Genomic DNA, 24,214 nt, shown 5'->3' with positions numbered 1-24,214 from the left:
GCGGGCCGGTGTCAGTGTCGCGGGCCGTACTTGCGCCCGGCCCGCGAGGACACCCCGCCGAGCAGCGCGCGCGGGGCGAGCTTCACCACACCGAGCAGGGCCTTGTAGCGCGGGTCCGGCACCGAGAGGGTCCGGCCGCGGGCGAGGTCGGCGAGGGCCGCGGCGACCAGCTTGTCGGCGTCCAGCCACATCCACCGGGGGATGCTCTCGGTGCCCATCCCGGCGCGCTCGTGGAACTCGGTGCGGACGAAGCCGGGGCACAGCGCCATCAGGCGCACCCCGCTGCCGGCCAGATCGCGGGCGGCGCCCTGGGTGAACTGCACGACCCAGGCCTTGGAGGCGCCGTAGGTCCCGCGCGGCACGAAGGCGGCGACCGAGGCGACGTTGACCACCCCGCCGCGCCCGCGCTCGCGCATCGCGGCGGCGGCCGCGCTGGTCAGCCGGAGCACCGCCTCGCAGTGCACCTTCAGCATGGTCAGCTCGTCCGCGACCGGCACGTCCAGATAGGCGCCCTTGTTGCCGAACCCTGCGTTGTTGACCAGCAGGTCGACCGGGCTCCGGGTGTCGCCGAGGCGCCGTTCGACCGCGGTGATGCCCTGCTCGCCCGCGAGGTCGGCGGTGAGCACCTCGGCCTCGATGCCGTGCCGGTCGTGCAGCTCGGTGGCCTGCTCGCGCAGCCGCTCGGTGTCGCGCGCGACCAGGACGAGGTCGTGCCCGTCCGCGGCGAGACGGCGGGCGAAGGCGGCGCCGATGCCCGCGGTGGATCCCGTGATCAGAGCTCTGGTCATGGCCGCAAGGTTAGGCCCTGCCCGGCCCTGGTGATCCGCGGGCCCGGACGCGCGCCCCCGGCCGAGGGCCTCGCGCGCTCCCGCTCACTCCGCCCGCGAACTCCCTTGCCCGGCCACGTACTTGCGGGCCGCCTCCCGGGCCTTCGGGTGCAGCACCTCCTCGGCGGCCAGCAGCCGCGGCAGCAGGGCGCGTTCGGTGGTCAGGGCGCGGAACTCCAGGCCGACGGTGACCGTGTGGGCGGGCCGGTGCACCACCTCCACCGCGTCGCCGGGGCGGATCTCGCCGGGTTCGATCACCCGGAAGTAGGCACCGGGCACGGCCCGCGCGGTGAAGGTCTTCATCCAGCCGCGCTCACCGAGCCAGCCCGCGAACGTACGGCAGGGGATGCGGCTGGCGCTCGCCTCCAGGAGCACCTGTCCGCCGACCCGCCAGCGCTCGCCGATCAGGGTGGCGGTGGGGTCGAGGCCGAGGGTGGTGAGGTTCTCGCCGAAGCTGCCGTGCGTGAGCGGGCGCCCGAGCAGCTGCTCCCAGGCGTCGAGGTCCTCGCGGGCGTAGGCGTACACGGCCTGGTCGTGCCCGCCGTGGAAGCGCCGCTCGCAGACCGCGTCCCCGGCGAGGCCGCTGCCCGCGCTCCCCATCGGGCCGGGCGCGCTCACCCGTACCGGGCCCTCGACCGGGCGCTTGTCGATCCCGGTGAGCCCCTGGGCCTGGGTGGTGTAGTCGACGGACTTCGGCTGGGCGATGTTCACCGAGAGAACCTTCATGTCCGCACGCTAATCACCTGCGCCCCAAAGCGTCCACGGCCTTTCGGGTGCACGTCAAAAGGCGGCCTTATGCTGGCCGGGTGATCGAAGCCCGCCACCTCCGCGTGCTGCGCCAGGTCGCCGCCACCGGCTCCTTCTCCGCGGCGGCCCGGGTGCTCGGCTGCACCCAGCCGGCGGTCAGCCAGCAGATGAAGGCCCTGGAGTCCTCCGTGGGCACCCCGCTGCTCGTACGGTCCGGGCGGGAGATGCGGCTGACCGAGGCGGGCGAGGCGCTGGTCCGGCACGCCGCCGGGATCCTGGCCGGGCTCACCGCGGCCGAGGAGGAGGTCGCCGCGCTCGCCGGTCTGCGCGCGGGCCGGGTGCGCCTGGTGTCCTTCCCGAGCGGCAGCTCCACCCTGGTCCCGGCCGCGCTCGCCGCGCTGCGCGCCGCGCACCCGGGCACCCGGGTCTTCCTGGAGGAGGCCGAGCCGCCGCGCTCGGTGGAGATGCTGCGCGCGGGCGACTGCGACGTGGCCCTCGCCTTCCGCTACTCCGGCGCGGCCGGCGCGGGGGAGTGGGACGACCTGGTGGTACGTCCGCTGCTCGCCGACCGGCTCGTCGGCCTGGTACCGGAGGGGCACCGGCTCGCGGGCGCCGCCCGGCTCGGCATCGGTGAACTCGCCGGGGAGTCCTGGATCGCGGGCTGCCCCCGCTGCCGCACCCAGCTCGTCGAGGTCTGCGCGGGCGCGGGCTTCACCCCGCGGATCGACTTCGCCACCGACGACTATCCGGCGGTGGTCGGCCTGGTCGCGGCCGGGCTCGGGGTGGCGGTGCTGCCGGGGCTCGCCCTGGAGTCGGTGCGCCCCCGGCGGGCGCGCACGGTGCGGCTCGAACCGCCGGTGCACCGGGAGGTCGTCGCGCTGACCCTGCCGGATCTGGCCCAGGTCCCCGCGGTGGCGGCGACCCTGGAGCATCTGGCGCGGGTCGCCGGGCGCTGAGGGGGACGGGGCGGAGCGCTCCTGTGGAAAAACGTTCCTTCGTGGGCGGGCGGCCACTCAGCGGCTGGTCATGGAGGCGGGGCCGGCGGTGTTCGCGGCGTGTTCTGTGTTTCCGGCGTGCCCGGCGTGCCCGGCGTGCCCGGCGTGCCCGGCGTGCCCGGCGTGCCCGGCGTTCGCGGTGTTCATCGCGGGCGCTCCGGTGTGCACCAGGCGGCTGCGGGCCCGGCCCATCAGCTCCTCGCGCTCGTCCTCGGTCAGTCCGCCCCAGACGCCGTACGGCTCGCGTACGGCCAGCGCGTGGGCCGCGCACTCGGCGCGCACCGGGCACCGCATGCAGACCTCTTTGGCCGAGTTCTCGCGCGCGCTGCGCGCCGCGCCCCGTTCGCCCTCCGGGTGGAAGAAGAGCGAACTGTCCACCCCGCGGCAGGCCGCGAGGAGCTGCCAGTCCCACAGATCGGCGTTCGGTCCGGGAAGGCGGGAGAAGTCTGCCATTGCGTGTCCCCTCGTAGCGGTGGTCGCGGTCGCGCGGGTTCGCGGTGATCACGGCGGCCGGGGAGCTGCGCGGACACGCAGAGTGGCCCACAGTCGCACAATGATTGTCTAAGGAGATGAAAATATGACTCTTGCGAATCTAGTCGCAGACACCAGCCAAAGGGAAGAAAAGGCGCTGAATGGGGCATAGCCGGTTCCGAAATGCCTGGTCATGGCGTCGACGGCCGCCGATCTCCGTACCGTGTGCGCGTCCTTACGGAGAGTGCTGAAACCTCACCCCGGGCCCGTAACTCTTTCGGGTGACCGTCGTTGAGAGTCCCGTAGGCGGTTGAAGGCGCAAGCGCTCGGGCATTTGTCTGAATGCCGGGACGTCGAGGGGCCAGCAACCGCACAGGTGACGATTCGTACCCAGCCTGGAGGCTCAAGGTGACGCGCATCAGCTGCGGAGGGCGGTCATGACTTCCGTCCTCGTCTGCGACGACTCCCCGCTTGCCCGAGAGGCGCTCCGCCGTGCGGTGGCAACCGTGCCCGGCGTCGAGCGCGTCACGACGGCGGCCAACGGCGAGGAAGTCCTCCGCCGCTGGGGTGCCGACCGCTCCGATCTGATTTTGATGGATGTGCGGATGCCCGGCCTCGGCGGGGTGGAGACCGTCCGGCGGCTGCTCTCCGCCGACCCGGGCGCCCGCATCATCATGCTCACGGTCGCCGAGGACCTGGACGGCGTGGCGCTCGCCGTCGCCGCGGGCGCCCGCGGCTATCTGCACAAGGACGCCTCCCGCGCCGAACTGCGGGCCACGGTCACCCAGGCGCTCGCCGACCCGACCTGGCGGCTGGCCCCGCGCCGGCTGCGCAGCGCCGAGATGGGCGCCGCCCCGACGCTGACCGCCCGCGAGATCCAGGTGCTCGAGGGGATGAGCCACGGCCGCTCCAACGCGGAGATCGGCCGCGAGCTGTTCCTCTCCGAGGACACCGTGAAGACCCACGCCAGGCGCCTGTTCAAGAAGCTCGGGGCCTCGGACCGCGCACACGCGGTCGCCCTCGGCTTCCGCTGGGGCCTGGTGCGCTGAGTGCGCCGCCGCGGGTGTTCCTCGGCTCCCGCCCGCCGCCCGGCGGGCGGGACGGCGTACGCCCGCTGCTCGTTTCCCGCCCGATGCCGCATCCTTGAGGTGTGGAGTTCCTCGGGGACAGTCCGGCCGAGCGGGAGGGGAGGGCGCAGCGGATGAGTTCCGGCGCACCTGCTCATAACGCTTCGATGCACAACTATGGACGCGGTGCCACGGGCGCGGCGCCGCCAAGGCACCATGGACCGATGCGCGACGACGAGACGACGACGATCGGTGCGCTCGTCCAAAGCGCCGTGGAAGGTGACGAGCAGGCGACACACGACCTGCTCGCCCATGTGCACCCGCTGGCGCTGCGCTACTGCCGCACCCGGCTCTCCCGGCTGCCCGGTGACGCCCGGCACTTCGTGGAGGACCTGGCGCAGGAGGTCTGTGTGGCGGTGCTGCTCGCGCTGCCGCGCTACAAGGACACCGGGCGCCCCTTCGAGGCCTTCGTCTTCGCGATCGCCGCGCACAAGGTCGCCGACCTCCAGCGCGCCGCGATGCGCCACCCCGGCTCGACCGCGGTGCCCTCCGACGAGATGCCCGAGCGGCCGGACGACTCGCTCGGCCCGGAGGAGCGCGCCCTGCTCAGCAGCGACGCCGAGTGGGCCAAGAAACTGCTCGCCAACCTCCCGGAGAACCAGCGCGAGCTGCTGCTGCTGCGGATCGCGGTCGGCCTCACCGCCGAGGAGACCGGTCAGATGCTCGGGATGTCCCCGGGTGCGGTCCGGGTCGCCCAGCACCGCGCGCTGAGCAGACTGCGGGCGCTCGCGGAGCAGTAGCCGCGGGCGGCGGACCGGCCGTCGCGGGCGGCGGGATCCGGCGCCGTGCGCCCGGCCTCGGAGCTTCGCACGAATCCGGGCGGTGATCCGGCTGGTGGAATCCGACGCCGCCAAAGGCCGTTAGCATGGACATCCGCACCGATCAAGGCTATTGGGGAAGGTGTCATGACTGCACAGGACAGCGATGTCGGAGTGCCCGGCAAATTCGCGACGCTCGGGCTGACCTACGACGACGTCCTGCTGCTGCCGGGTGCGTCCGACATGGCGCCCGAGGAGATCGACACCGCCTCGCACCTCTCGAAGAACGTCAAGGTGAACGTCCCGCTGCTGTCCGCGGCGATGGACAAGGTCACCGAGGCGCGGATGGCGATCGCCATGGCCCGCCAGGGCGGCGCGGGCGTGCTGCACCGCAACCTCTCCATCGAGGACCAGGCCAACCAGGTCGACCTGGTCAAGCGCTCCGAGTCCGGCATGGTCACCGACCCGATCACCGTGCACCCGGACGCCACCCTCGCCGAGGCCGACGCGATCTGTGCGAAGTTCCGCATCAGCGGCGTCCCGGTCACCGACGGCGGCGGCAAGCTGCTCGGCATCGTCACCAACCGCGACATGGCCTTCGAGTCGGACCGCTCCCGCCAGGTGCGCGAGGTCATGACCCCGATGCCGCTGGTCACCGGCAAGGTCGGCATCTCCGGGGTGGACGCGATGCAGCTGCTGCGCCGCCACAAGATCGAGAAGCTGCCGCTGGTGGACGACGCGGGCGTGCTCAAGGGCCTCATCACGGTCAAGGACTTCGTGAAGGCCGAGAAGTACCCGAACGCCGCCAAGGACGCCGGGGGCCGCCTCGTCGTCGGCGCCGCGGTCGGTGTCGCCGGGGACGCCTTCGAGCGGGCCCAGGCGCTGGTCGAGGCGGGCGTCGACTTCATCGTCGTGGACACCGCGCACGGCCACTCGCGGCTGGTCGGCGACATGGTCGCCAAGATCAAGTCGAACGCGGGCGGAGCCGACGTCATCGGCGGCAACATCGCCACCCGCGACGGCGCCCAGGCCCTCATCGACGCCGGTGTCGACGGCATCAAGGTCGGCGTGGGCCCCGGTTCCATCTGCACCACCCGCGTCGTCGCGGGCATCGGCGTACCCCAGGTCACCGCCATCTACGAGGCCTCGCTCGCCGCGAAGGAGGCGGGCGTCCCGGTCATCGGCGACGGCGGCCTGCAGTACTCCGGCGACATCGCCAAGGCCCTGGTCGCGGGCGCCGACACGGTGATGCTGGGCTCGCTGCTCGCGGGCTGCGAGGAGTCGCCGGGCGAGCTGCTCTTCATCAACGGCAAGCAGTTCAAGTCGTACCGCGGCATGGGCTCGCTCGGCGCGATGCAGTCCCGCGGCGAGCAGCGCTCCTTCTCCAAGGACCGCTACTTCCAGGAGGGCGTCGCCTCCGACGACAAGCTGGTGCCCGAGGGCATCGAGGGCCAGGTGCCCTACCGCGGCCCGCTCTCCGCGGTCGTCCACCAGCTGGTCGGCGGCCTGCGCCAGTCGATGTTCTACGTCGGCGGGCGCACGGTGCCCGACCTCCAGGCCAACGGCCGGTTCGTACGGATCACCTCGGCGGGCCTCAAGGAGAGCCACCCGCACGACATCCAGATGACCGTCGAGGCACCGAACTACACCAGCAGGCGCTGAGCACCCGAGGGCGTGCAGGGGCGGTCTCCCGTACGGGGTTTCCCCGGGGCCGCCCCTGCGGCATGCGTCGGCGATACTGAACCCCGGCGCGGAAAAGCGATACCGGCGCTTCAGCAATGAGGAGAGGCCACACACGTGACTGAGATCGAGATCGGGCGCGGCAAGCGCGGCCGCCGGGCGTACGCCTTCGACGACATCGCCGTCGTCCCCAGCCGCCGTACCCGGGACCCGAAGGAGGTCTCGATCGCCTGGCAGATCGACGCCTACCGCTTCGAACTGCCCTTCCTCGCGGCCCCGATGGACTCCGTGGTCTCCCCGGAGTCCGCGATCCGGATCGGCGAGATGGGCGGACTCGGGGTGCTCAACCTCGAAGGCCTGTGGACCCGGCACGAGGACCCGCAGCCGCTGCTCGACGAGATCGTCGGCATGGACGAGACGGAGGCGACCCAGCGCCTCCAGGAGATCTACGCCGCGCCGATCCAGGAGGAGCTGATCGGCCGCCGTATCAAGGAGGTGCGGGACGCGGGCGTGGTCACCGCCGCCGCGCTCTCCCCGCAGCGCACCGCCCAGTTCTCCAAGGCCGTGGTGGACGCCGGGGTCGACATCTTCGTGATCCGCGGCACCACGGTCTCCGCCGAGCACGTCTCCTCGGCGGCCGAGCCGCTCAACCTCAAGCAGTTCATCTACGAGCTGGACGTCCCGGTCATCGTCGGCGGCTGCGCCACCTACACCGCGGCCCTGCACCTGATGCGCACCGGCGCCGCGGGCGTCCTGGTCGGCTTCGGCGGCGGCGCCGCGCACACCACCCGCAACGTCCTCGGCATCCAGGTCCCGATGGCCACCGCGGTCGCCGATGTGGCCGCCGCCCGCCGCGACTACATGGACGAGTCCGGCGGCCGGTACGTGCACGTCATCGCGGACGGCGGCGTCGGCTGGTCCGGCGACCTGCCCAAGGCGATCGCCTGCGGCGCCGACGCGGTGATGATGGGCTCCCCGCTGGCCCGCGCCACCGACGGCCCCGGCCGCGGCGTGCACTGGGGCATGGAGGCGGTGCACGAGGAGGTCCCGCGCGGCAAGCGGGTCGACCTCGGCACGGTCGGCAGCACCGAGGAGATCCTGACCGGTCCCTCGCACACCCCGGACGGTTCGATGAACTTCTTCGGCGCCCTGCGCCGCGCCATGGCGACCACCGGCTACAGCGAGCTCAAGGAGTTCCAGCGGGTCGAGGTCACCGTCGCGGACTCGCAGCACAAGCGCTGACGGGACGGACACCAAGAGCCCCGGGCTCCATCCTCGTACGTACGAGAGTGGGGCCCGGGGCTCTTGTCCGTCGCGGGTGGCTGCCGGTTACCGGCCCGTGCGGCCGATCCGGCCGCCGCCGAGGGCGGCGAGCAGTCCGCCCACCCCGGCGCAGACGATGTAGACGGTGTTGGAGTCCTCCATGCCGTGCGACCAGAGGTCGCTGACCTTGTCGAAGTCCTCGAAGAAGAGGTCCATGGCCTGGTCGGTGTTGCCGGTGAGCAGCAGGCACAGGCCGAGGATCTGGCCGAAGTAGACGACGAGGGGGCCGAGCGCGGCGCTGACCAGCGGGAGCACCGGGTTGCGGCCGCCGGTCAGGCCGACCAGGAAGCCGATGGCGGGGCCGATCAGCAGGCCGAGCCAGCCGAGCAGGTCCTCTTCCTGGGCGTCGTCGATCATCATCGCGTAGAGGACGACCGCCAGGGCCGAGGCGGCGAAGCCGAGGGCGAGCCCGAGCGCCGGGTTCTCGCGGCGGCCCCGGGGTCCGTACGGCGGCGGGTAGGGGCCGCCCGGGTACGCCTGCGGCGGGAAGCCCTGCTGGGGGCCGGGCGGCGGGAAGCCCTGCGGCGGGAATCCCTGCGGCGGCGGGCCGCCCCCTTGCGGTCCCCAGTGGCCGCCTCCCTGCGGTCCCCCTTGCGGTCCCCAGGGCCCGTTGTTCGGCGGCTGGGGTGGCGGGTAGTTGTGGCTCATAGGAAGGGTCCCCCGGATTCGCGCGTGGGCAACTGCGGGTCGCCGCAGACTGATTCGTCGCAGATTAGCAGTCGGAACCGTCGGGCTTATCGGATTAACGCCCTCTGGGGACAAGGCCGTTGCGGGCCTGTGGCCGCCCCGTGCCACGGCGTCCGGCGGCTCCGCGCCTCGGCGTCCGGCCGCTCCGCGCCGCGATGGTGCCCCTCCGCGCGGCCCGCGCTCAGAGCCGCTGGGCGGCGCCGGGCGGTGCGGCTCCCCGGGTGTCCAGGAGGAGTTGGGCCTTCACCGACAGGCCCTGGAGGTCGTACGTGCGGTGCTGCTGGAGCAGGATCGTCAGGTCGGCGTCGGCGGCGGCCTCGTAGAGCGACTCGGCGCGCGGGACGGGGCGTTCGAGCACGCTCCAGGAGGGGACCAGCGGGTCGTGGTAGCTCACCGAGGCGCCGAGGTCGGTCAGGCGCAGGGCGATCTCCCGTGCGGGGGAGCCCTGTTGGTCGGCGAGGTCCGGCTTGTAGGTGACGCCGAGCAGCAGGACGCGGGCGGCGCGGGCGGACTTGCCGTGCTCGTTGAGCAGGGCGGCGGCCCGCTGCACGACGTAGGCGGGCATGTGGTCGTTGATCTGCTGGGCGAGTTCCACCATCCGCAGCGGGCGCACCAGATGCGGCGGGCCCGCGAGCTCCTGCGGCACCGCGTGGCCGCCGACGCCGGGCCCGGGGCGGAAGGCCTGGAAGCCGAAGGGCTTGGTCTCGGCGCAGCGCACGACGTCCCAGAGGTCGACGTTCAGCTCGTGGCAGAGCACGGCCATCTCGTTCACCAGGGCGATGTTGACGTGCCGGTAGTTGGTCTCCAGGAGCTGCACGGTCTCCGCCTCGCGCAGCCCCCGGGCGCGTACCACCTTCTCGGTGAGCCGGGCGTAGAAGGCGGCGGCGGACTCGGTGCAGGCGGGGGTGAGGCCGCCGATGACCTGCGGGGTGTTGGAGTGCGAGTGGCTGCGGCTGCCCGGGTCGAGGCGGCTCGGGGCGTAGGCGAGGTGGAAGTCGGTGCCGGCGCGCAGGCCCGAGCCCTGTTCGAGCAGCGGGCGCAGGGTGTCCTCGGTGGTGCCGGGCGGTACCGGGGATTCGAGGATGACCGTGGTGTGCGGGCGCAGCCGGGTCGCGAGCACCCGCGCGGCCTCGGTGACCTGGCCGAGGTCCAGCGGGCCGTGCGCGCTGCGCGGGGTGGGGGCGCAGATGACGGCGGTGCGCACCCGGCCGAGTTCCGCGGGGTCGGTGGTGGTGTGGAAGCCCCCGGCGAGCATCCGGCGCAGGTCGGCGGGGCTGAGGGCACCGCTGTCGAGGCGTTCGGCGGTCGGCTGGCCGGTGGCGGGGGCGCGGCCCGGGTCGTAGCCGAGGGTGGGGATCCCGGCCCTGACCGCGGCCTGGGCCAGCGGGAGCCCGAGGGGACCGAGTCCGATGACGGCGAGGTCTGCGGGCATGTCGGTGGCCGTCCTTCCCTCGGGGCCCGCGGTGCGGTGCTGGCGCCGACCCCATAACCGGAGTGATTCGCTAACGCAAGCCCTGTGGACAAGGTGGACCAGCGCACTGTCACACTAGGAGTAAATATGACCGTTTTGGTGTATTGCGCGGACAGAAGTTGACGTGTGTTGCCTGGTCCGGGATGTGGCTCCGGAGTTGTCCACAGGCGGCGGTGGCGTGGTGGCTGAACTCGGGCGGGGCGGTCAGAATCTTCGGCATGGGGGACTGGAGTCCGGGCACACGCCACCAGGTGTGGGCCGGGGCGGCGGACGACGGGAGGCAGCGGTGAGGACAGCGGCAATGGGCCCGGAGCAGCGGGCCGAGGCGCTCGCGGCGATGGCCGAGAAGGAACTCGACGTACTGGTCGTGGGCGGCGGTGTGGTCGGCGCGGGCACCGCCCTGGACGCGGTCACCCGCGGCCTGGCCACCGGCATCGTCGAGGCGCGCGACTGGGCCTCCGGCACCTCCAGCAGATCCAGCAAGCTGATCCACGGCGGGCTGCGCTATCTGGAGATGCTCGACTTCACCCTGGTGCGCGAGGCCCTCAAGGAGCGCGGACTGCTCCTGGAGCGCCTCGCCCCGCACCTGGTCAAGCCGGTGCCCTTCCTCTACCCCTTGCAGCACAAGGGCTGGGAGCGGTGGTACGCGGGCTCCGGCGTCGCCCTCTACGACGCGATGTCCATGGCCCGCGGCCACGGCAGGGGCCTGCCGATGCACCGCCACCTCAGCCGCCGCCACGCCCTCCAGGTCGCCCCCTGCCTGCGCAAGGACGCCCTGGTCGGCGCCCTGCAGTACTACGACGCCCAGATGGACGACGCCCGCTATGTCGCCACCCTGGTGCGCACCGCCGGGGCCTACGGCGCCAAGGTCGCCAACCGGGCCCGGGTCACCGGCTTCCTGCGCGAGGGCGAGCGCGTGGTCGGGGCGCGGGTGGAGGACGTCGAGGCGGGCGGCGAGTACGACATCCACGCCAAGCAGGTCGTCAACGCCACCGGGGTGTGGACCGACGACACCCAGGGCCTGGTCGGCGAGCGCGGCCAGTTCCACGTACGCGCGTCCAAGGGCATCCACCTGGTGGTCCCCAAGGACCGCATCCACTCCAGCACCGGGCTGATCCTGCGCACCGAGAAGTCCGTGCTCTTCGTGATCCCCTGGGGCCGGCACTGGATCGTCGGCACCACCGACACCGACTGGGACCTGGACAAGGCGCACCCGGCGGCCTCCAGCGCGGACATCGACTACCTCCTGGAGCATGTGAACTCCGTCCTCGCGGTCCCGCTCACCCGGGACGACGTCGAGGGCGTCTACGCGGGGCTGCGGCCGCTGCTCGCCGGGGAGTCCGAGGCCACCAGCAAGCTCTCGCGCGAGCACACCGTGGCGCATCCGGTGCCCGGCCTGGTGGTGGTCGCGGGCGGCAAGTACACGACCTACCGGGTGATGGCGAAGGACGCGGTGGACGCGGCGGTGCACGGACTCGACCAGCGGGTGGCCGACTGCGTGACGGAGGACGTCCCGCTGGTCGGCGCGGAGGGGTACCGGGCGCTGTGGAACGCCCGCGCCCGCCTCGCCCAGCGCGCCGGTCTGCACGTGGTCCGCGTCGAGCACCTCCTCGACCGGTACGGCTCGCTCACCGAGGAGGTGCTGGCCCTCATCGCCGAGGACCCGAGCCTCGGCGAGCCGCTGAAGCACGCCGAGGACTATCTGCGCGCCGAGATCGTCTACGCCGCCTCGCACGAGGGCGCCCGCCACCTCGACGACGTCCTCACCCGCCGCACCCGCATCTCGATCGAGACCTTCGACCGCGGTGCGCGCAGCGCCCAGGAGGCGGCCGAGCTGATGGCCCCGGTCCTCGGCTGGGACAAGGACCAGATCGCCCGCGAGGTCGCGCACTACGAGAAGCGGGTCGAGGCCGAGCGCGAGTCCCAGCGCCAGCCCGACGACCTGACCGCGGACGCGGCCCGGCTCGGGGCGCCGGACATCGTGCCGCTGTAGCCGGGCACCCGGGCCCGTACGGACCCGCGCGGCAGCGGCTCCGGGACCGAACTCGACGCCGGGCAGGGCGGGTTCGGCCCCGGTGGCCGACGGGCGCCGGGCGCGTGGCGGGAACCGGACCCCCGGCGCGGTGCGTGAACTCGGCGGGGGCGCCGGGGCGGTGGGCGGCGCTTGGGTGGCGGTGGTGCGGGGCGGCCGGGCCACTGGTGCCGGGCGCCGGGGTGTGCCCATGATGCGGGACGGCGGACCCTGCGGCGCCGCGCGGTCCCCGCGTGAGGGACAATGGTGGCACTTTCGGGGCGGGTTGCGAGCACGGTGCAGAGGGGACTCATGTCGGAGGCGGAGAAGACGGGGGCGACCCGTCAGGACAAGGGGGAACGTCTCCTCGCCGGTCGCTACCGGCTGCAGGACGTCCTCGGCCGCGGTGGCATGGGGACCGTGTGGCGGGCGCTGGACGAGACGCTGGGCCGCTCGGTCGCCGTGAAGGAGCTGCGCTTCCCGTCCGCCATCGACGACGAGGACAAGCGCCGCCTGATCACCCGCACCCTGCGCGAGGCCAAGGCGATCGCGCGGATCCGCAACTCCAGCGCGGTCACCGTCTACGACGTCGTGGACGAGGACGACCGCCCCTGGATCGTGATGGAGCTGGTCGAGGGCAAGTCCCTCGCGGACGTGATCCGGCAGGACGGCGTGCTCACCCCGCGCCGCGCGGCCGAGGTGGGCCTCGCCGTCCTCGACGTGCTGCGCTCGGCGCACCGCGAGGGCATCCTGCACCGGGACGTGAAGCCCTCCAACGTCCTGATGTCCGAGGACGGCCGGGTCGTGCTCACCGACTTCGGCATCGCCCAGGTCGAGGGCGACCCCTCGATCACCTCCACCGGCATGCTCGTCGGCGCCCCCTCCTACATCTCGCCGGAGCGCGCCCGCGGCCACAAGCCCGGCCCCGCGGCCGACCTCTGGTCCCTCGGCGGCCTGCTCTACGCGGCGGTGGAGGGCGGCCCGCCCTACGACAAGGGCACCGCCATCGCCACCCTCACCGCGGTGATGACCGAGCCGGTCGAACCGCCGAAGAACGCGGGCGAGAAGCTCTCCCAGGTCATCTACGGACTGCTCGCCAAGGACCCCGGCCAGCGCCTCGACGACGCGGGCGCCCGCGCCCTGCTCACCGCCCTGGTGCACGCCCCCGAACCGGCGCCCGCGCCCAGGTCCGACCGGTCCACCCACCATCTGCGGGTCCCGCCGCCGCCCACCCGCCCGCCGGGCGACGCCGCCCGGGAGACCGGGGCCACCGGCCCGGCCCCGTCCGCGGGCGGCTTCGGCCCGGCCCCCGCCACCGAGGGCTCCGCGTCCGCCGCGGCGGGCAGCACGGCGGCGCCGGGTGCTCCGGCCCCCTCGGGCAAGCGCTCCGAGGACGTCGCGGAGCGCCTGCGCGGCGCCCTGCGCGCGGTACGCAAGGCCGCGGGCGGCTCCGGCGAGAGCCGGACCAAGCAGAGCCGGCAGAGCGGCGGTTCACGCCTCCCGAAGCGCGGCGCCGGTACGGGCGCGGGGGCCCCGGCGGGCCCTTCCGCGCCGGACAGGCCGACCGCCGCCCCGGTCACCGCGGAAGAGCCGGCCGCGCCGGCCGCTCAGCCGGGCGCTCAGGAGAAGTCGGCCGAGCAGCTCGCCCAGGACAGGAAGACCCTTGCGGGACTCGGCGGCCTGGACGCGGCGGTGGGCGCCGCCTCGGGCACGGCTGTCACCGGCGGCCTGGCCGAGGACGTGCCGAAGGAGGACGCGACCGGGGCCGACAGCTCGTCAGGGGCCGAGGCAGGCGCGGGGGTCGCGGCAGAGGCCGGGGAAGCCGGAGACTCGAAGCCGGTGGCCGAGGTGGCGAGGACGGCTGTGCTGCCCGCGGTCAGCTCTTCGGACTCGGGCAGTTCGGGCAGCTCGGGCCAGGGGGCTTCTGGGGCTGATTCCGCCGAGCCGGGGACGTCCGGCAGCTCTTCGGGTACGTCCGGTAGGTCTGGTGAGTCCGGTGAGCCTGAGGGTTCTGCCGACTCCGGTGGCTCTGCCGGATCCGGCGGTTCTGCCGACTCTGCCGGATCCGGCGGCTCTCAAGACTCCGCCGTCGCGGATGACGTGGCACCGGCTACGGATCTGGTCGACGCGGCCTTCGGCGTGCCCGGGGCGGACAAGTCCGTTGAGGACAAGGGCGGTTCGAAGGCGGGCGGTTCGAAGGCGAGCGGTCCGGAAGCGAGCGGTTCGGAGAAGGGCGGCGCTGAAGAGCGCGGTTCCGGCACGGAGGCGTCCGGCAAGGAAGCCTCTGGCGAGGGCGGTCCCGACGGGGACGGTTCTGAGGACGGCCGTTCCCCGGGCGGTTCCGGCGAGGGCACGGGCCGGGAATCGGGCTCGGTCTCGGACTCGGACTCGGACCACGGTGCGGGCAAGGCAGCCGCGGCCGTGGGTACCGTCGCCGCCGTCGAGGGCGGAACGCTGGCCCTGGGCAAGGACCTCGCGGGAGCGGGAGGCGCCCGGGCGACGTCCGGGACCGAGGGCAAGGGCTCCTCGGACACCGGGGCGAAGACGAAGTCCGAGGGCGGGAACGGCAGTTCCGAGGACGAGGTCTCCGCCGGGGACGCGGTGCCTACCGAGGACAAGGCCGCCGGGGACAAGGCGTCTGCCGGGGACGGCGAGTCCGCCCCCGAGGGCGAGTCCGCCGCCGGGGACAAGCCCGTCGCCGATCCGCGGACGGTGCACCTCACCGGTGCCGCCGCGGCGGCCACCGCACGCAACGGGAAGCCCGGCGCGCAGTCCACCTCGGGTACGGCGGCTTCAGGCGCGCCCACCTCGGGTTCAGGCGCGCCCGCCTCGGGCTCGCCTTCCACGGGTACCGCGAAGTCCGGCTCCGCGCGGACCGGCGGTGCGGAGTCCGGCTCCGCGAAGTCGGGCAAGGGAACGTCAGGCCAAGGGACTTCGGGCACCGGAGCCTCCGGCAAGGCCGCTTCTGGCACCGGCACCGGCACCAAGGGCTCCGCGGGTGCGGCTGCCGCTTCAGGTGCTGCCGCTTCGGGTGCCGCTGGTGCCTCAGGCGCCGGGAGCGCGACCACCCCGCCGAGGCCCGCCGCGGATCCCCGTACCGCCGTGCTGTCCGGCATGGCCGGGGCGGGTGCCGGAGTGGGCGCCGCGGCGGCTTCGGGGACCGGCACCGGTTCGGGCGCGGCTCCGGCCTCCGGCTCAGGCTCCGGATCGGCCTCGGCTTCGGGTGCCGGATCGGCTTCGGGTACGGCCGGACAGGCTGCCGGGTCCAGTGCCGGGACCCCCGCCGCGCCGAGTGGGCCCCCTTCCGGTGGCGGAGGGGACAGCTCATCCTCCGGTTCGCCGCTCGCCGGGGTGCCGCGCCGGGCGCTGGTGATCGCGGCGGCGGTGCTGGCGCTCGCGGTGGTGGCCACCGTGCTCGGGCTGGCCCTGCGCGATGACTCGGACCAGGCCGGGAAGGGCGGCCCGGGCGGGGACAAGAACACCTCGGCGGGCGGCAGCGGAGGCCAGGACGACCAGGGCCAGGACACCGGCAAGGACAAGGACAAGGACAAGGACAAGGGCGAGGACGGCAAGGACGACGGCGAAAAGGACGACGACGGCAAGGGCGAGGGCAGTGAGCCCGGCGAGGACGCGGGCGAGGGCCACGACCCCGGCCGGGACGGCGGCTCGGACGGCGGCAGCGGAATCGAGGACACCGTCACGACCTACCGCCACTCCCAGGGCTTCTCGATCGGTCTGCCCAAGGGCTGGAAGTACACCTCGACCAGTGCGGCCGGTGCCCGTTTCGAGGGGCCGGACGGCCAGAAGCTCCTGGTCGGCTGGACCTCGACGCCCAAGGACAACCCCGTCGCGGACTGGCGCAGCCAGGAGCAGTACATGGAGCGGTCGCAGTACCACCGCATCCGGATAGAGAAGGTCGGCTTCCGGGACTGGGAAACGGCGGACTGGGAGTTCACGTACGTCGACAAGGGCGTGAAGTACCGCTCCATCGACCGCGGTTTCGTGGTCGGGCCCACCCTCGGCTACGCACTCATGTACACGGCGAAGGACGCGGACTGGGACACCGGCCAGCGCCGCGACACCTGGAAGGTGTTCACCGACACCTTCACCCCGAAGAAGTCCTGAGAAGAAGGCCTGATACGAAAGCTTGGGAAGAAAGCCTGAGTCGGCAGCGGTCCTCGGCCCGGGGAGAAGCCCCGAGCCGGGGAGCGCGAGCGATCCGCCCGCCCGGAGTCCGGTCGACGCCCCGAGCGGAGCCCGGTCGGCCGCCTGAGCGAAGTCGGGTCGACCGCCCAGCGGAGCCCAGAGGACAGCGTCCGAGCGGAACCCAGCGGAACCGTCTGCCCGGGGCCCGGAACCCGCCTGAGCGGAGTCCGGAGCCCCGGCCCCGTGAACAGGCGCCCGGAATCTGGGGCGAAACCCCTCCGCCAGGCCCCTGTTCGGCCTCCGGTCGGCCCCCGGGCGGGCTCCACCGGGGTCGAACGGCCGCTCGGGCCCCGGGAGTTGGTGCCCCTGAGCTGGGCGGCTTGTTGCGGGGAACGGAAGTTGTGGGATCCGTTCGGTACGTGGTGCTGTCGGCACGTATCGTGAAGCCTTGCGGACCGTCTGCATCCGAAGCGGTGCGCAAGCGGGGCGCAAGGCGAACAGATCTGACCGGGAACGGAATCGACCGCACCGCGCGGCGGGGGAGGCGACATGGAGGAGTACGCGGGCCGGGTACTGGCCGGTCGCTACCGTCTGCCGCTGCCCACCTCGGGCGGGCACGAAATCTCCCAGACCCGCGCCTTCGACACGTACAGCGGGCAGGAAGTCCTCGTCCGGCAGGTGCCGTTGCCCGAGGTCGTCGAGGCGGAGGTGCTCGACTCCGAAGGCCTGCCGGAGGGGTACGTCAGCCGGGGCGGACGCGGCGGGGCGCCCGGCGCCGGTGGCCGGGCGGGGGAGCGGGGACGTACCGCCGCCGGGGGCAGGGGCGAGGGCGCCGAGGTGCGCAGCTCCCCCGATCCGGTGGTGCAGCGGGCCATCGAGGCCGCGCAGGCGGCTGCGCAGGTGCCGGACCATCCGCGGCTCGACCAGGTCTTCGACGTCTTCGCCGAGGGCGGCTCGCTCTGGATCGTCACCGAACTCGTCGCGGCCCGCTCGCTCGCGGCCTTCCTCGCGGACGAACCGCTCTCGCCGTACCGGGCGGCCGAGGTCGCCGCCGATGTGGTGACCGCCCTGCGCGCCCTGCACGCGCACGGCTGGGTGCACCGCAACATCACCGCCCGTACGGTGCTCATCTGCGACGACGGCCGGGTGATGCTCACCGGGCTGGCCGCCGGGGCGGCCGAGGAGGCGCTCTGCGGCTACGACCCGCGCCCCGAGCCGCCGCACGACGGCCCCCCGGGACCGGGCGGCGCCCTCCAGGACGACACCGGCTCCCAGCCGGTCGGCGGACCGCGCCGAGGCCCGGGGCACGGCGGCCCCGAAGACCGCGGCACGCCGGGCCCGGCGCGCGGCGGGGCCCGCACCACCCCGGCACCGGAAGGCGCGGGCGGCAGCCGTACGCACGGACTCACCCAGGCCCGGCAGCGGGGCGTCTCGGCGGCGCTCCCGGAGGGCTACGGCCGCGGGGCGGCTGCCCTGCCCGAAGGCCCCGGCCGCGGTCCCGCCGGAGAGGGCCGCGCCCCGGACCAGGGCCGTGCGCGGGAGGCGCAGGAGGCCCCGCGCCCGGGGACCCCGGGCTCCCGGGACCGCAACGCGCCCTACGGCGACGGCAGTTCGGGCCCCGGCGACTCCGGCCGCCCGCCCCGCGCGGGCTCGGCGATCGCCGCCTACCAGGCGGGTACCCGGGCCGCTGCCCGGCACAGCGAACAGCAGCAGCGCGGCCGCCAGGCGGACGAGGAGCAGCGCGCGCAGCAGGCCAGGGAGCAGCGGGGCGAGTCGCCGTACGGACGGCAGCAGCAGCCAGGGCCGTCCCCGAACCAGCAGCAGCCCGGGCCGTCCCGAAACCAGCAGCAGTCACCCGACGCGCCTCACGGTCGGCAGCAGTCGTCCGATGCGCTGTACGGCCAGCCGCAGTCACCCGACGCGCCGTACGGCCGGCAGCAGTCCCCCGACGCGCCTTACGGTCATCGACAGGCGCCCGGCACCTCCCAAGGACCGCAGCAGCGGCCCGCCGCGCCCTCCGCGCCTCAGGGCCAGGGCGCCCAGGGCCGCCGCGGCGGCGCCCCCGGTGACCCCTCCGCCCCGGTGCCGCCGCGCTCCCCGCACTCCCGGCCGGGCGACAGCGTACGGAGCGCGCCCGAGGACCTTGTCACGCCGCCCGGCCGTATCGCCGATCCCTACGGGGTGCACGGCGCCCCGGCCGAGCCCTGGCACGGTGCCGTTCCCCGTGGGGAAGCGGGCGAGCAGCCCCCGGCGCCGCGGCCCACCGGTCTTCCGCCGCTGCCGCTCGGCTGGGACCGCGACCCGGCCGGGGCGGGCACCTCCCCGTACGGCCCGGGCGAGACGGCGCCGCACGGCGAACTCCCGTACGGCGCGGGGGAGTCGACCCACGGCGAAACCCCCGCCGACTCCGGCCCCGGCACCGACTCCGGCCCCGATGCTGACTTCGGTTCCGGCTCCGGCCGTTCGGCGGTCTACGGTGAAACCCCGTACCCCTCCCGCCAGTTGGCTCCTCGTGGCGAAGTCCCGCACGACTCCCGCGAGTTGACGCCGTACGGCGAATCCCCGTACGGCGCCGGGGAGTCGCACCCCGAAGACGATCCGCACGCCCAGGACCCGGCGTCGGCCGACGCCGACCCGCACGCCGAACGCCCCGCCGCCTCCTGGCCCTCCGGCTGGGATGTGCCGGAGGACCAGGCGCCGGTGCGGCGCCGGGGGCCCGCCACCGCGCTGGCCGCCGAGCGGGCGCGGCAGGCGCGGATGGCCGTGGTCGGTCCGGTGACCGAGCGGTGGGCGCCCGAGCAGGCCGGGCCGGTGCACGAGAACTGGCAGCTGGCCGCGCCGATCGGGCCCGCCACCGACCTGTGGGCGCTGGGCGCGCTGCTCTTCCGCGCGGTGCAGGGCTATGCCCCGTACCCGGAGGACAGTACGAGCGAGCTGGTGCAGCTGGTGTGCGCGGAGCCGCCCGCCTTCGCCGAGGAGTGCGGGCCGCTGCGGCCGGTGGTCGAGTCGCTGCTGCGCCAAGACCCCACCGAGCGCCTCGACTTCGAGGAGCTGCGCGGCTGGCTGCGGTCCCTGGTGCGTTCGGCGCCGGAGCCCGAGGCGGGCGCGCATGTGGTGGCGGGCCCGCCGGCCGATCCGCATCTGCTGCCGATCGTGCGGCGCCGCGGTGAGCTGGTGCGGCGCTGGCGGCGGCGGGGCGCGGCGAAGCCCGCCCGCCACAAGCGCGCCGCCCGCGAGGCGGCGGCCCGCGAACAGCACGTGGCCCGCGAACACGCGCCGGTACGCGAACGGCCCGCCCGCCAGGCCCCGGCACGCGAGAAGGCGGGCCGGGAGCGCCCGGCGCGGCCGAAGCCGGAGCCGCGGGCGCCGCGGGAACCCCGGATCGGCAAGAAGCGGCCCGCGGGGCGCGGTGGACGCGAGCCCCGTTCGCTCGGCCGCACCCTGCTGATCCTGGTCCTCGTCGGCCTGGTCGGGGCGCTCGCCTTCGCGATGCTGTTCCTGCCCAAGTCCGGGGAGAACGCGGGCGGCGACAACCGGCCCGGCTCCGGCGACGCCACCGGACAGCAGCCGGGGCCCACCTCCGAGGAGAGCCCGGGCGAGGACGGCGGGGAGTCCGGCGACCCGCAGAACCCGGGTTCCGAGCAGCCGCAGACCACCAACCCCGAACTCCCCGCGGGCTATGCCCTCCGCAAGGACAAGGAGGGCTTCCAGGTCCAGGTCCCGGAGAGCTGGACCCGCACCCCGAAGAACGGCCGCAAGCAAGTCAGCTACACCAACGGCCAGTTCACCCTGCTGATCACCCCGGGCCGGGACAGCACCGCCACCTTCGGGGACGACCCGATGTCGTACCAGCGCGAGCGGGAGTACGAGCTCCAGCCCTTCCGGGACTCGACCTGGGCCACCTCCTCCGGCATGCGCAGCATCGACGTCGGCGGGCGCCGGATGGCCGAAGGGCAGTTCACCTGGCAGGAGTCGGACGGGCGCGAGGTCTTCGTGCGCAATCTGGCGATGGTCTTCGGCGGGCGCTACCACGTGCTCCAGGTCATCGGCCCGGAGACCCAGCGCGACGAGGTGACCCGCTTCTACGAGCAGGCCTCGGCGAGTTACCGGTTCACGGGCTGAACGGAGCGGACGGCTCGGGGAGTTCGGTCGCCCGGGATCGCAACATGGCCCCGCACGGGGTGAGTTGACGCGGCAAGGATCCCTCGGGCCCGGCGCCGCGTATCACCACCTCCGTACCACCACTCCGTACGCCCGCGCACCCGACACCCCCTCAACTGCCCCTGCCCGGCCGGGGCGGACGGTTTTCAGCCGCCCGGCGTCGCACTGTTGCGGCGCGACAAGCGTCACAGTGCGGTCTCCTTGCGGGAGCCGCCGTTCCCCGGGCGGGTCCGGGTCCTTAGTCTGGGGGATGTCGAGACCATTGTTCGGGGGCAGTGCGGGGGAATGTGAACCAGATGCAGGGCCTGCTCCTCGGCGGCCGCTACCGGCTCGGCGAGACCATCGGCCGGGGCGGCATGGGCCGGGTCTGGCGCGCTCAGGACGAACTCCTCCACCGGGCCGTCGCCGTCAAGGAGTTGACGGCCGCTCAGTACGTGCAGGACTCGGACCGCTCGGTACTGCTCGCCCGTACCCAGACCGAGGCACGGGCCGCCGCGCGGATCAACCACCCGGCCGTGGTCACCGTGCACGACGTCCTCGAACACGACGACCGCCCGTGGATCGTGATGGAACTGGTCGAGGGCACCTCCCTCGCCGACACCGTCAAACAGGACGGCGGCGTCGAGGCCCGGCGGGCGGCCCGGATCGGCCTGTGGGTGCTGCGCGCCCTGCGCGCCGCGCACGCCGCCGGGGTACTGCACCGGGACGTCAAGCCCGGCAACGTCCTGCTCGCCGACGACGGCCGGGTGCTCCTCACCGACTTCGGCATCGCCCAGGTCGAGGGCGATTCGACGCTCACCCGCACCGGGGAGATCGTCGGCTCGGTGGACTATCTGGCGCCCGAGCGGGTCCGCGGCGCCGAGCCCGGGCCCTCCGCCGACCTGTGGGCGCTGGGCGCGACCCTGTATACCGCGGTCGAGGGCGTCTCGCCCTTCCGGCGCACCACCCCGCTCAACACCATGCAGGCGGTGGTCGACGAGGAACCGGCGCCGCCCGCGCGGGCCGGAGCGCTCGGACCGGTGATCACCGCCCTGCTGCGCAAGGACCCGCGCCACCGGCCGGGCCCCGCCGAGGCCGAGCAGCTCCTCGCCGAGGTGGCCCGCGGCGGCAGCCCCGAGGTGACCCTGCCGCAGGTGCCGCCGCAGCCGGGCCCCGAGCGGCACGAGCCGGCAACGCTGCCGGGAAGCGACCCGCACGCCTACGAGCACACCCCCTCCTACGGCCGCCCGTATCCGCCCGGGGAACCGCAGGGCTACGGGGGCTCCGGGGCGGCTCCCGCCCCGCGCGGACGCGGCCGGCGCGCGATCCTGGTCGTGGTGCTCGCCGCCGCGCTGGTCGGCGGCGGCACGGCGGCCGGGGTGCACCTGTGGAACCAGCGCCAGGACGACAGCCAGGGCGCCTCGCCGGGCGCGACGGGTTCCGCCGAGACCCCCGAGGGCTGGGAGCGGGTGCACGATCCGGAGGGCTTCTCGCTCTCGCTGCCGCGCGGCTGGAAGCGCGAGGTGAACGAGGGCCAGATCGACTACACCCCGGACGGCGGCGAGCACTTCGTCCGCATCAGCCGCGACACCTCGCCCGACTACGACGACGTACGGCTGCACCAGCTCGCCCTGGAGAAGTCGGTGGAGAAGCTGACCGCCTATCGCAGGCTCCAGATGGAGCCGAACGTCTACCGCGACCGCAAGGGCTCCCTCTGGGAGTTCACCTGGACCGCGGGGGCCTCCGGCGAGCACCCGGGGCCGCGCCGGGCGATCGAGCAGACCTATGTCAGCGCGGAGGGGGTCGAGTACGCGCTCTACCTCTCCTCCCCCGAGGAGGACTGGGCCGAGGCGCGCAAGCAGTTCGGCTCGATCCTGCGGAGCTGGCGCGAATAGGCCGCCCCGCCACACGTACGGCGGACGCCTCCGGCGCGTCCCGGTGGGCCGCCCCCGCAAGCCGCAAAGCCGCTGGCCACCGTGGGGCATGATGACCCCATGGGCAGCGAGGGGGACACCGTCCGCGTCATCGCGGGCCGCTACCGGCTGCGGGAGCGGCTCGGGCGCGGCGGCATGGGCGTGGTCTGGCGGGCCGAGGACCAGCTGCTCGGGCGCCCGGTCGCGGTCAAGGAACTCGACACCGACGACTCCCTGTCGCCCCAGGAGGCCCGCGGGCGCCGCGACCGTACGCTGCGCGAGGCCCGCGCGGTGGCCCAGTTGCGGCATCCGCATGTGGTGGTCGTGCACGACGTCGTGGAGCACGAGGAACGCCTCTTCATCGTGATGGAGCTGGTCGAGGGCGGCTCCCTGCAGAGCCGGGTCTTCGCGGACGGCCCGGTCCCGGCGCCGGAGGCCGCCCGGATCGCCCTGGCGCTGCTCGGCGCCCTGCGCACCGCGCACGAGGCGGGCGTCCTGCACCGCGACCTCAAACCCGCCAACGTCCTGGTCGACGGGGAGTTGGGGCGGGTGGTCCTCACCGACTTCGGCATCGCGCACGTGAACGGCGCGACCACGCTCACCGAGACCGGCTCCTTCGTCGGCTCGCCCGAATACACCGCCCCGGAGCGGATGTCGGGCGGGCGGATCGGCCCCGAGTGCGATCTCTGGTCGCTCGGCGCGCTGCTCTGCGCGATCGTCAGCGGGGTCTCGCCCTTCCACCGGGAGTCCCTCGGCGGGGTGCTGCACGCCGTGGTCTTCGACGAGATCCGCCCGCCCGCCGAGGCCGCCGCGCTGCTCCCGGTGGTGACCGGGCTCCTGGAGCGCGACCCGGCCCGCAGGCTCACCGCCCCCGAGGCCGAACGGCTGCTGCGCGCCTACCTCGACACCGGCCGCATGCCGCCCGCCGTGGGCCAGGCCCCGCCGGAACACCCGGCCCCCGGCGGCCTCGCCCCCGGCGCCTACGTCCCCACCGAGCCCGGCGTCGGACTGCTCCGGGCGCCCGCGGCACCGGCCGGGCCCCGGCGGTTCGGGCGCCCCGCGCTGGCCGCCGCCGTGCTGCTCGCGGCGGGCCTCGGCGCCGGGGTCGCGGCGGTGGCGCTGAGCCTCGGCGACAGCACCGACTCGCCGGGCACGCCGGGCAGTTCGGCCACCCGTACCGACTCGCCCGCCGCGCCCGGGAGTTCGGCCACCGGCACCGCGCCCGGGCCGAGCGCGAGCCCGCCGGGCGGCACCGCCCCCGCGCCGCCCGCGGGCTACCGCCGCGCCGAGGACCCGAGGGGCTTCTCGCTCAACGTCCCGGCCGGGTACACCCGTTCGCCCGACGGCGAGCGCGTCTTCTACCTCTCGCCCGGCTCCGTCTTCCGGATCGGCGTCAAGGAGGCGGACCCGGAGGAGGGCGGCCCGCTCGCCGTGATGCGCCGCGCCGACGCCGCCGGCCCGGACCACAACCCCGGCTACCGCGCGGGCACGGTCACCGCGACCACCCACGGTGAACACCCCGCCGCCCTCTGGGAGTTCACCTGGGACGGCTTCACCGCCGAGGAGGGCCCGCGGCACACCTTCGACCTCTGCTGGGAGGAGGGCGGGCGGATGTACGACGTCTGGGTCTCCGCCCCCGTCGGGCGGCTCCAGGAGGCGAAGGAGCACTTCGACACGGCCGCCTCGGGCTTCCAGGTCACCGGCCGCGGCTGACCGGGTCCGGCCGGGGCCGACCGTTCCGGCCGCCCGCGCCGGCCCCCGGGACCGCCGGAGGCTGACCGTACGTAACGGGTCAACTCCCAAAAGGTACGGATCGGGAGGGCGTACCTCCGCCGCCCGCTCGCGGAAAACGGGGCAAAGCGGGGCGGCGGGTCACGGCTCTGTGACCGGACTGGAAGTGGCGCCTCCCCACGCGATA

At 74.3% G+C, this 24,214-nt stretch carries 14 protein-coding genes and 2 pseudogenes; 11 read left to right on the top strand and 5 right to left on the bottom strand.

The annotated features are described in order from the left end of the window. Positions 1 to 11 precede the first annotated feature (11 nt). Both HFV08_RS04965 and HFV08_RS04960 read right to left on the bottom strand, forming a co-directional pair. Positions 12 to 788: an SDR family NAD(P)-dependent oxidoreductase gene (locus HFV08_RS04965; protein WP_168536234.1), complete on the bottom strand. Its 777-nt coding sequence runs from the start codon at positions 786 to 788 to the stop codon at positions 12 to 14. Positions 789 to 872: 84 nt separating this feature from the next. Then, positions 873 to 1,553, bottom strand: a complete 681-nt coding sequence (locus HFV08_RS04960; RefSeq protein ID WP_168536232.1) for an MOSC domain-containing protein — start codon at positions 1,551 to 1,553, stop codon at positions 873 to 875. A gap of 80 nt (positions 1,554 to 1,633) precedes the next feature. On the opposite strand from HFV08_RS04960, the gene HFV08_RS04955 reads away from it, so the two are divergent. Next, the gene (locus HFV08_RS04955) at positions 1,634 to 2,530 is read left to right on the top strand and encodes a LysR family transcriptional regulator (RefSeq protein ID WP_040252767.1); all 897 of its coding nucleotides are present in this window, start codon (positions 1,634 to 1,636) and stop codon (positions 2,528 to 2,530) included. A 171-nt stretch (positions 2,531 to 2,701) separates the two neighbouring features. Here HFV08_RS04955 and HFV08_RS32065 read toward each other — a convergent pair. Beyond that, positions 2,702 to 3,022, bottom strand: a pseudogene (locus HFV08_RS32065) (WhiB family transcriptional regulator); the annotation flags it as partial. 455 nt (positions 3,023 to 3,477) lie between these two features. Here HFV08_RS32065 and HFV08_RS04945 point away from each other — a divergent pair. The 4 genes from HFV08_RS04945 to HFV08_RS04930 all read left to right on the top strand — a co-directional run bounded on the left by HFV08_RS04945 (position 3,478) and on the right by HFV08_RS04930 (position 7,847). Continuing rightward, complete coding sequence (locus HFV08_RS04945) at positions 3,478 to 4,089, top strand: response regulator transcription factor (protein ID WP_003948568.1); 612 nt, start codon at positions 3,478 to 3,480, stop codon at positions 4,087 to 4,089. A gap of 242 nt (positions 4,090 to 4,331) precedes the next feature. After that, positions 4,332 to 4,907, top strand: coding sequence for a sigma-70 family RNA polymerase sigma factor (locus tag HFV08_RS04940; RefSeq protein WP_040252770.1), 576 nt, complete (start codon positions 4,332 to 4,334; stop codon positions 4,905 to 4,907). Positions 4,908 to 5,072: 165 nt separating this feature from the next. After that, complete coding sequence (gene guaB, locus HFV08_RS04935; protein WP_168536230.1) at positions 5,073 to 6,587, top strand: IMP dehydrogenase; 1,515 nt, start codon at positions 5,073 to 5,075, stop codon at positions 6,585 to 6,587. A 135-nt stretch (positions 6,588 to 6,722) separates the two neighbouring features. Beyond that, positions 6,723 to 7,847 (top strand): GuaB3 family IMP dehydrogenase-related protein, encoded by a 1,125-nt coding sequence (locus HFV08_RS04930; RefSeq protein WP_168536228.1) that lies wholly within the window; start codon positions 6,723 to 6,725, stop codon positions 7,845 to 7,847. An 87-nt stretch (positions 7,848 to 7,934) separates the two neighbouring features. Here HFV08_RS04930 and HFV08_RS04925 read toward each other — a convergent pair whose 3' ends face one another. Both HFV08_RS04925 and HFV08_RS04920 read right to left on the bottom strand, forming a co-directional pair. Next, complete coding sequence (locus tag HFV08_RS04925) at positions 7,935 to 8,576, bottom strand: hypothetical protein (protein WP_168536226.1); 642 nt, start codon at positions 8,574 to 8,576, stop codon at positions 7,935 to 7,937. A 220-nt stretch (positions 8,577 to 8,796) separates the two neighbouring features. Next, positions 8,797 to 10,047: a nucleotide sugar dehydrogenase gene (locus HFV08_RS04920; RefSeq protein ID WP_168536224.1), complete on the bottom strand. Its 1,251-nt coding sequence runs from the start codon at positions 10,045 to 10,047 to the stop codon at positions 8,797 to 8,799. A gap of 325 nt (positions 10,048 to 10,372) precedes the next feature. Between HFV08_RS04920 and HFV08_RS04915 the strand changes: the two genes are divergently transcribed. From HFV08_RS04915 to HFV08_RS04890, 6 genes and pseudogenes are all read left to right on the top strand, one after another. Continuing rightward, complete coding sequence (locus HFV08_RS04915; RefSeq protein WP_168536222.1) at positions 10,373 to 12,079, top strand: glycerol-3-phosphate dehydrogenase/oxidase; 1,707 nt, start codon at positions 10,373 to 10,375, stop codon at positions 12,077 to 12,079. A 330-nt stretch (positions 12,080 to 12,409) separates the two neighbouring features. Continuing rightward, a pseudogene (locus HFV08_RS31380) lies at positions 12,410 to 13,717 on the top strand (serine/threonine-protein kinase); the annotation flags it as partial. 1,494 nt (positions 13,718 to 15,211) lie between these two features. Continuing rightward, positions 15,212 to 16,222: a serine/threonine kinase C-terminal domain-containing protein gene (locus tag HFV08_RS32690; RefSeq protein WP_168536567.1), complete on the top strand. Its 1,011-nt coding sequence runs from the start codon at positions 15,212 to 15,214 to the stop codon at positions 16,220 to 16,222. Between the two features lie 570 nt (positions 16,223 to 16,792). Continuing rightward, positions 16,793 to 20,365 (top strand): serine/threonine kinase C-terminal domain-containing protein, encoded by a 3,573-nt coding sequence (locus HFV08_RS04900; RefSeq protein ID WP_168536220.1) that lies wholly within the window; start codon positions 16,793 to 16,795, stop codon positions 20,363 to 20,365. Positions 20,366 to 20,700: 335 nt separating this feature from the next. After that, a complete protein-coding gene (locus HFV08_RS04895; RefSeq protein ID WP_168536218.1) occupies positions 20,701 to 22,278 on the top strand; it encodes a serine/threonine-protein kinase in 1,578 nt (525 codons plus the stop codon). A 99-nt stretch (positions 22,279 to 22,377) separates the two neighbouring features. Then, complete coding sequence (locus tag HFV08_RS04890) at positions 22,378 to 24,009, top strand: serine/threonine-protein kinase (RefSeq protein ID WP_168536216.1); 1,632 nt, start codon at positions 22,378 to 22,380, stop codon at positions 24,007 to 24,009. Positions 24,010 to 24,214: the final 205 nt, after the last annotated feature.

It is taken from the genome of Streptomyces physcomitrii, from assembly GCF_012273655.1.
Lineage (GTDB): Bacteria > Actinomycetota > Actinomycetes > Streptomycetales > Streptomycetaceae > Streptomyces > Streptomyces physcomitrii.
The sequence above is the reverse complement of the archived record's forward strand: the minus strand, read 5'-3'. Positions and strand labels throughout refer to the sequence as shown.

Excerpts from the sequence above, each read along its gene's own strand:
- HFV08_RS04965 (WP_168536234.1), bottom strand. The coding sequence starts at position 788 with ATGACCAGAGCTCTGATCACGGGATCCACCGCGGGCATCGGCGCCGCC.
- HFV08_RS04890 (WP_168536216.1), top strand. The coding sequence starts at position 22,378 with ATGGGCAGCGAGGGGGACACCGTCCGCGTCATCGCGGGCCGCTACCGG.
- HFV08_RS04920 (WP_168536224.1), bottom strand. The coding sequence starts at position 10,047 with ATGCCCGCAGACCTCGCCGTCATCGGACTCGGTCCCCTCGGGCTCCCG.
- HFV08_RS04945 (WP_003948568.1), top strand. The coding sequence starts at position 3,478 with ATGACTTCCGTCCTCGTCTGCGACGACTCCCCGCTTGCCCGAGAGGCG.
- HFV08_RS04940 (WP_040252770.1), top strand. The coding sequence starts at position 4,332 with ATGCGCGACGACGAGACGACGACGATCGGTGCGCTCGTCCAAAGCGCC.
- HFV08_RS04925 (WP_168536226.1), bottom strand. The coding sequence starts at position 8,576 with ATGAGCCACAACTACCCGCCACCCCAGCCGCCGAACAACGGGCCCTGG.
- guaB (WP_168536230.1), top strand. The coding sequence starts at position 5,073 with ATGACTGCACAGGACAGCGATGTCGGAGTGCCCGGCAAATTCGCGACG.
- HFV08_RS04895 (WP_168536218.1), top strand. The coding sequence starts at position 20,701 with ATGCAGGGCCTGCTCCTCGGCGGCCGCTACCGGCTCGGCGAGACCATC.
- HFV08_RS32690 (WP_168536567.1), top strand. The coding sequence starts at position 15,212 with ATGGCCGGGGCGGGTGCCGGAGTGGGCGCCGCGGCGGCTTCGGGGACC.
- HFV08_RS04960 (WP_168536232.1), bottom strand. The coding sequence starts at position 1,553 with ATGAAGGTTCTCTCGGTGAACATCGCCCAGCCGAAGTCCGTCGACTAC.
- HFV08_RS04900 (WP_168536220.1), top strand. The coding sequence starts at position 16,793 with ATGGAGGAGTACGCGGGCCGGGTACTGGCCGGTCGCTACCGTCTGCCG.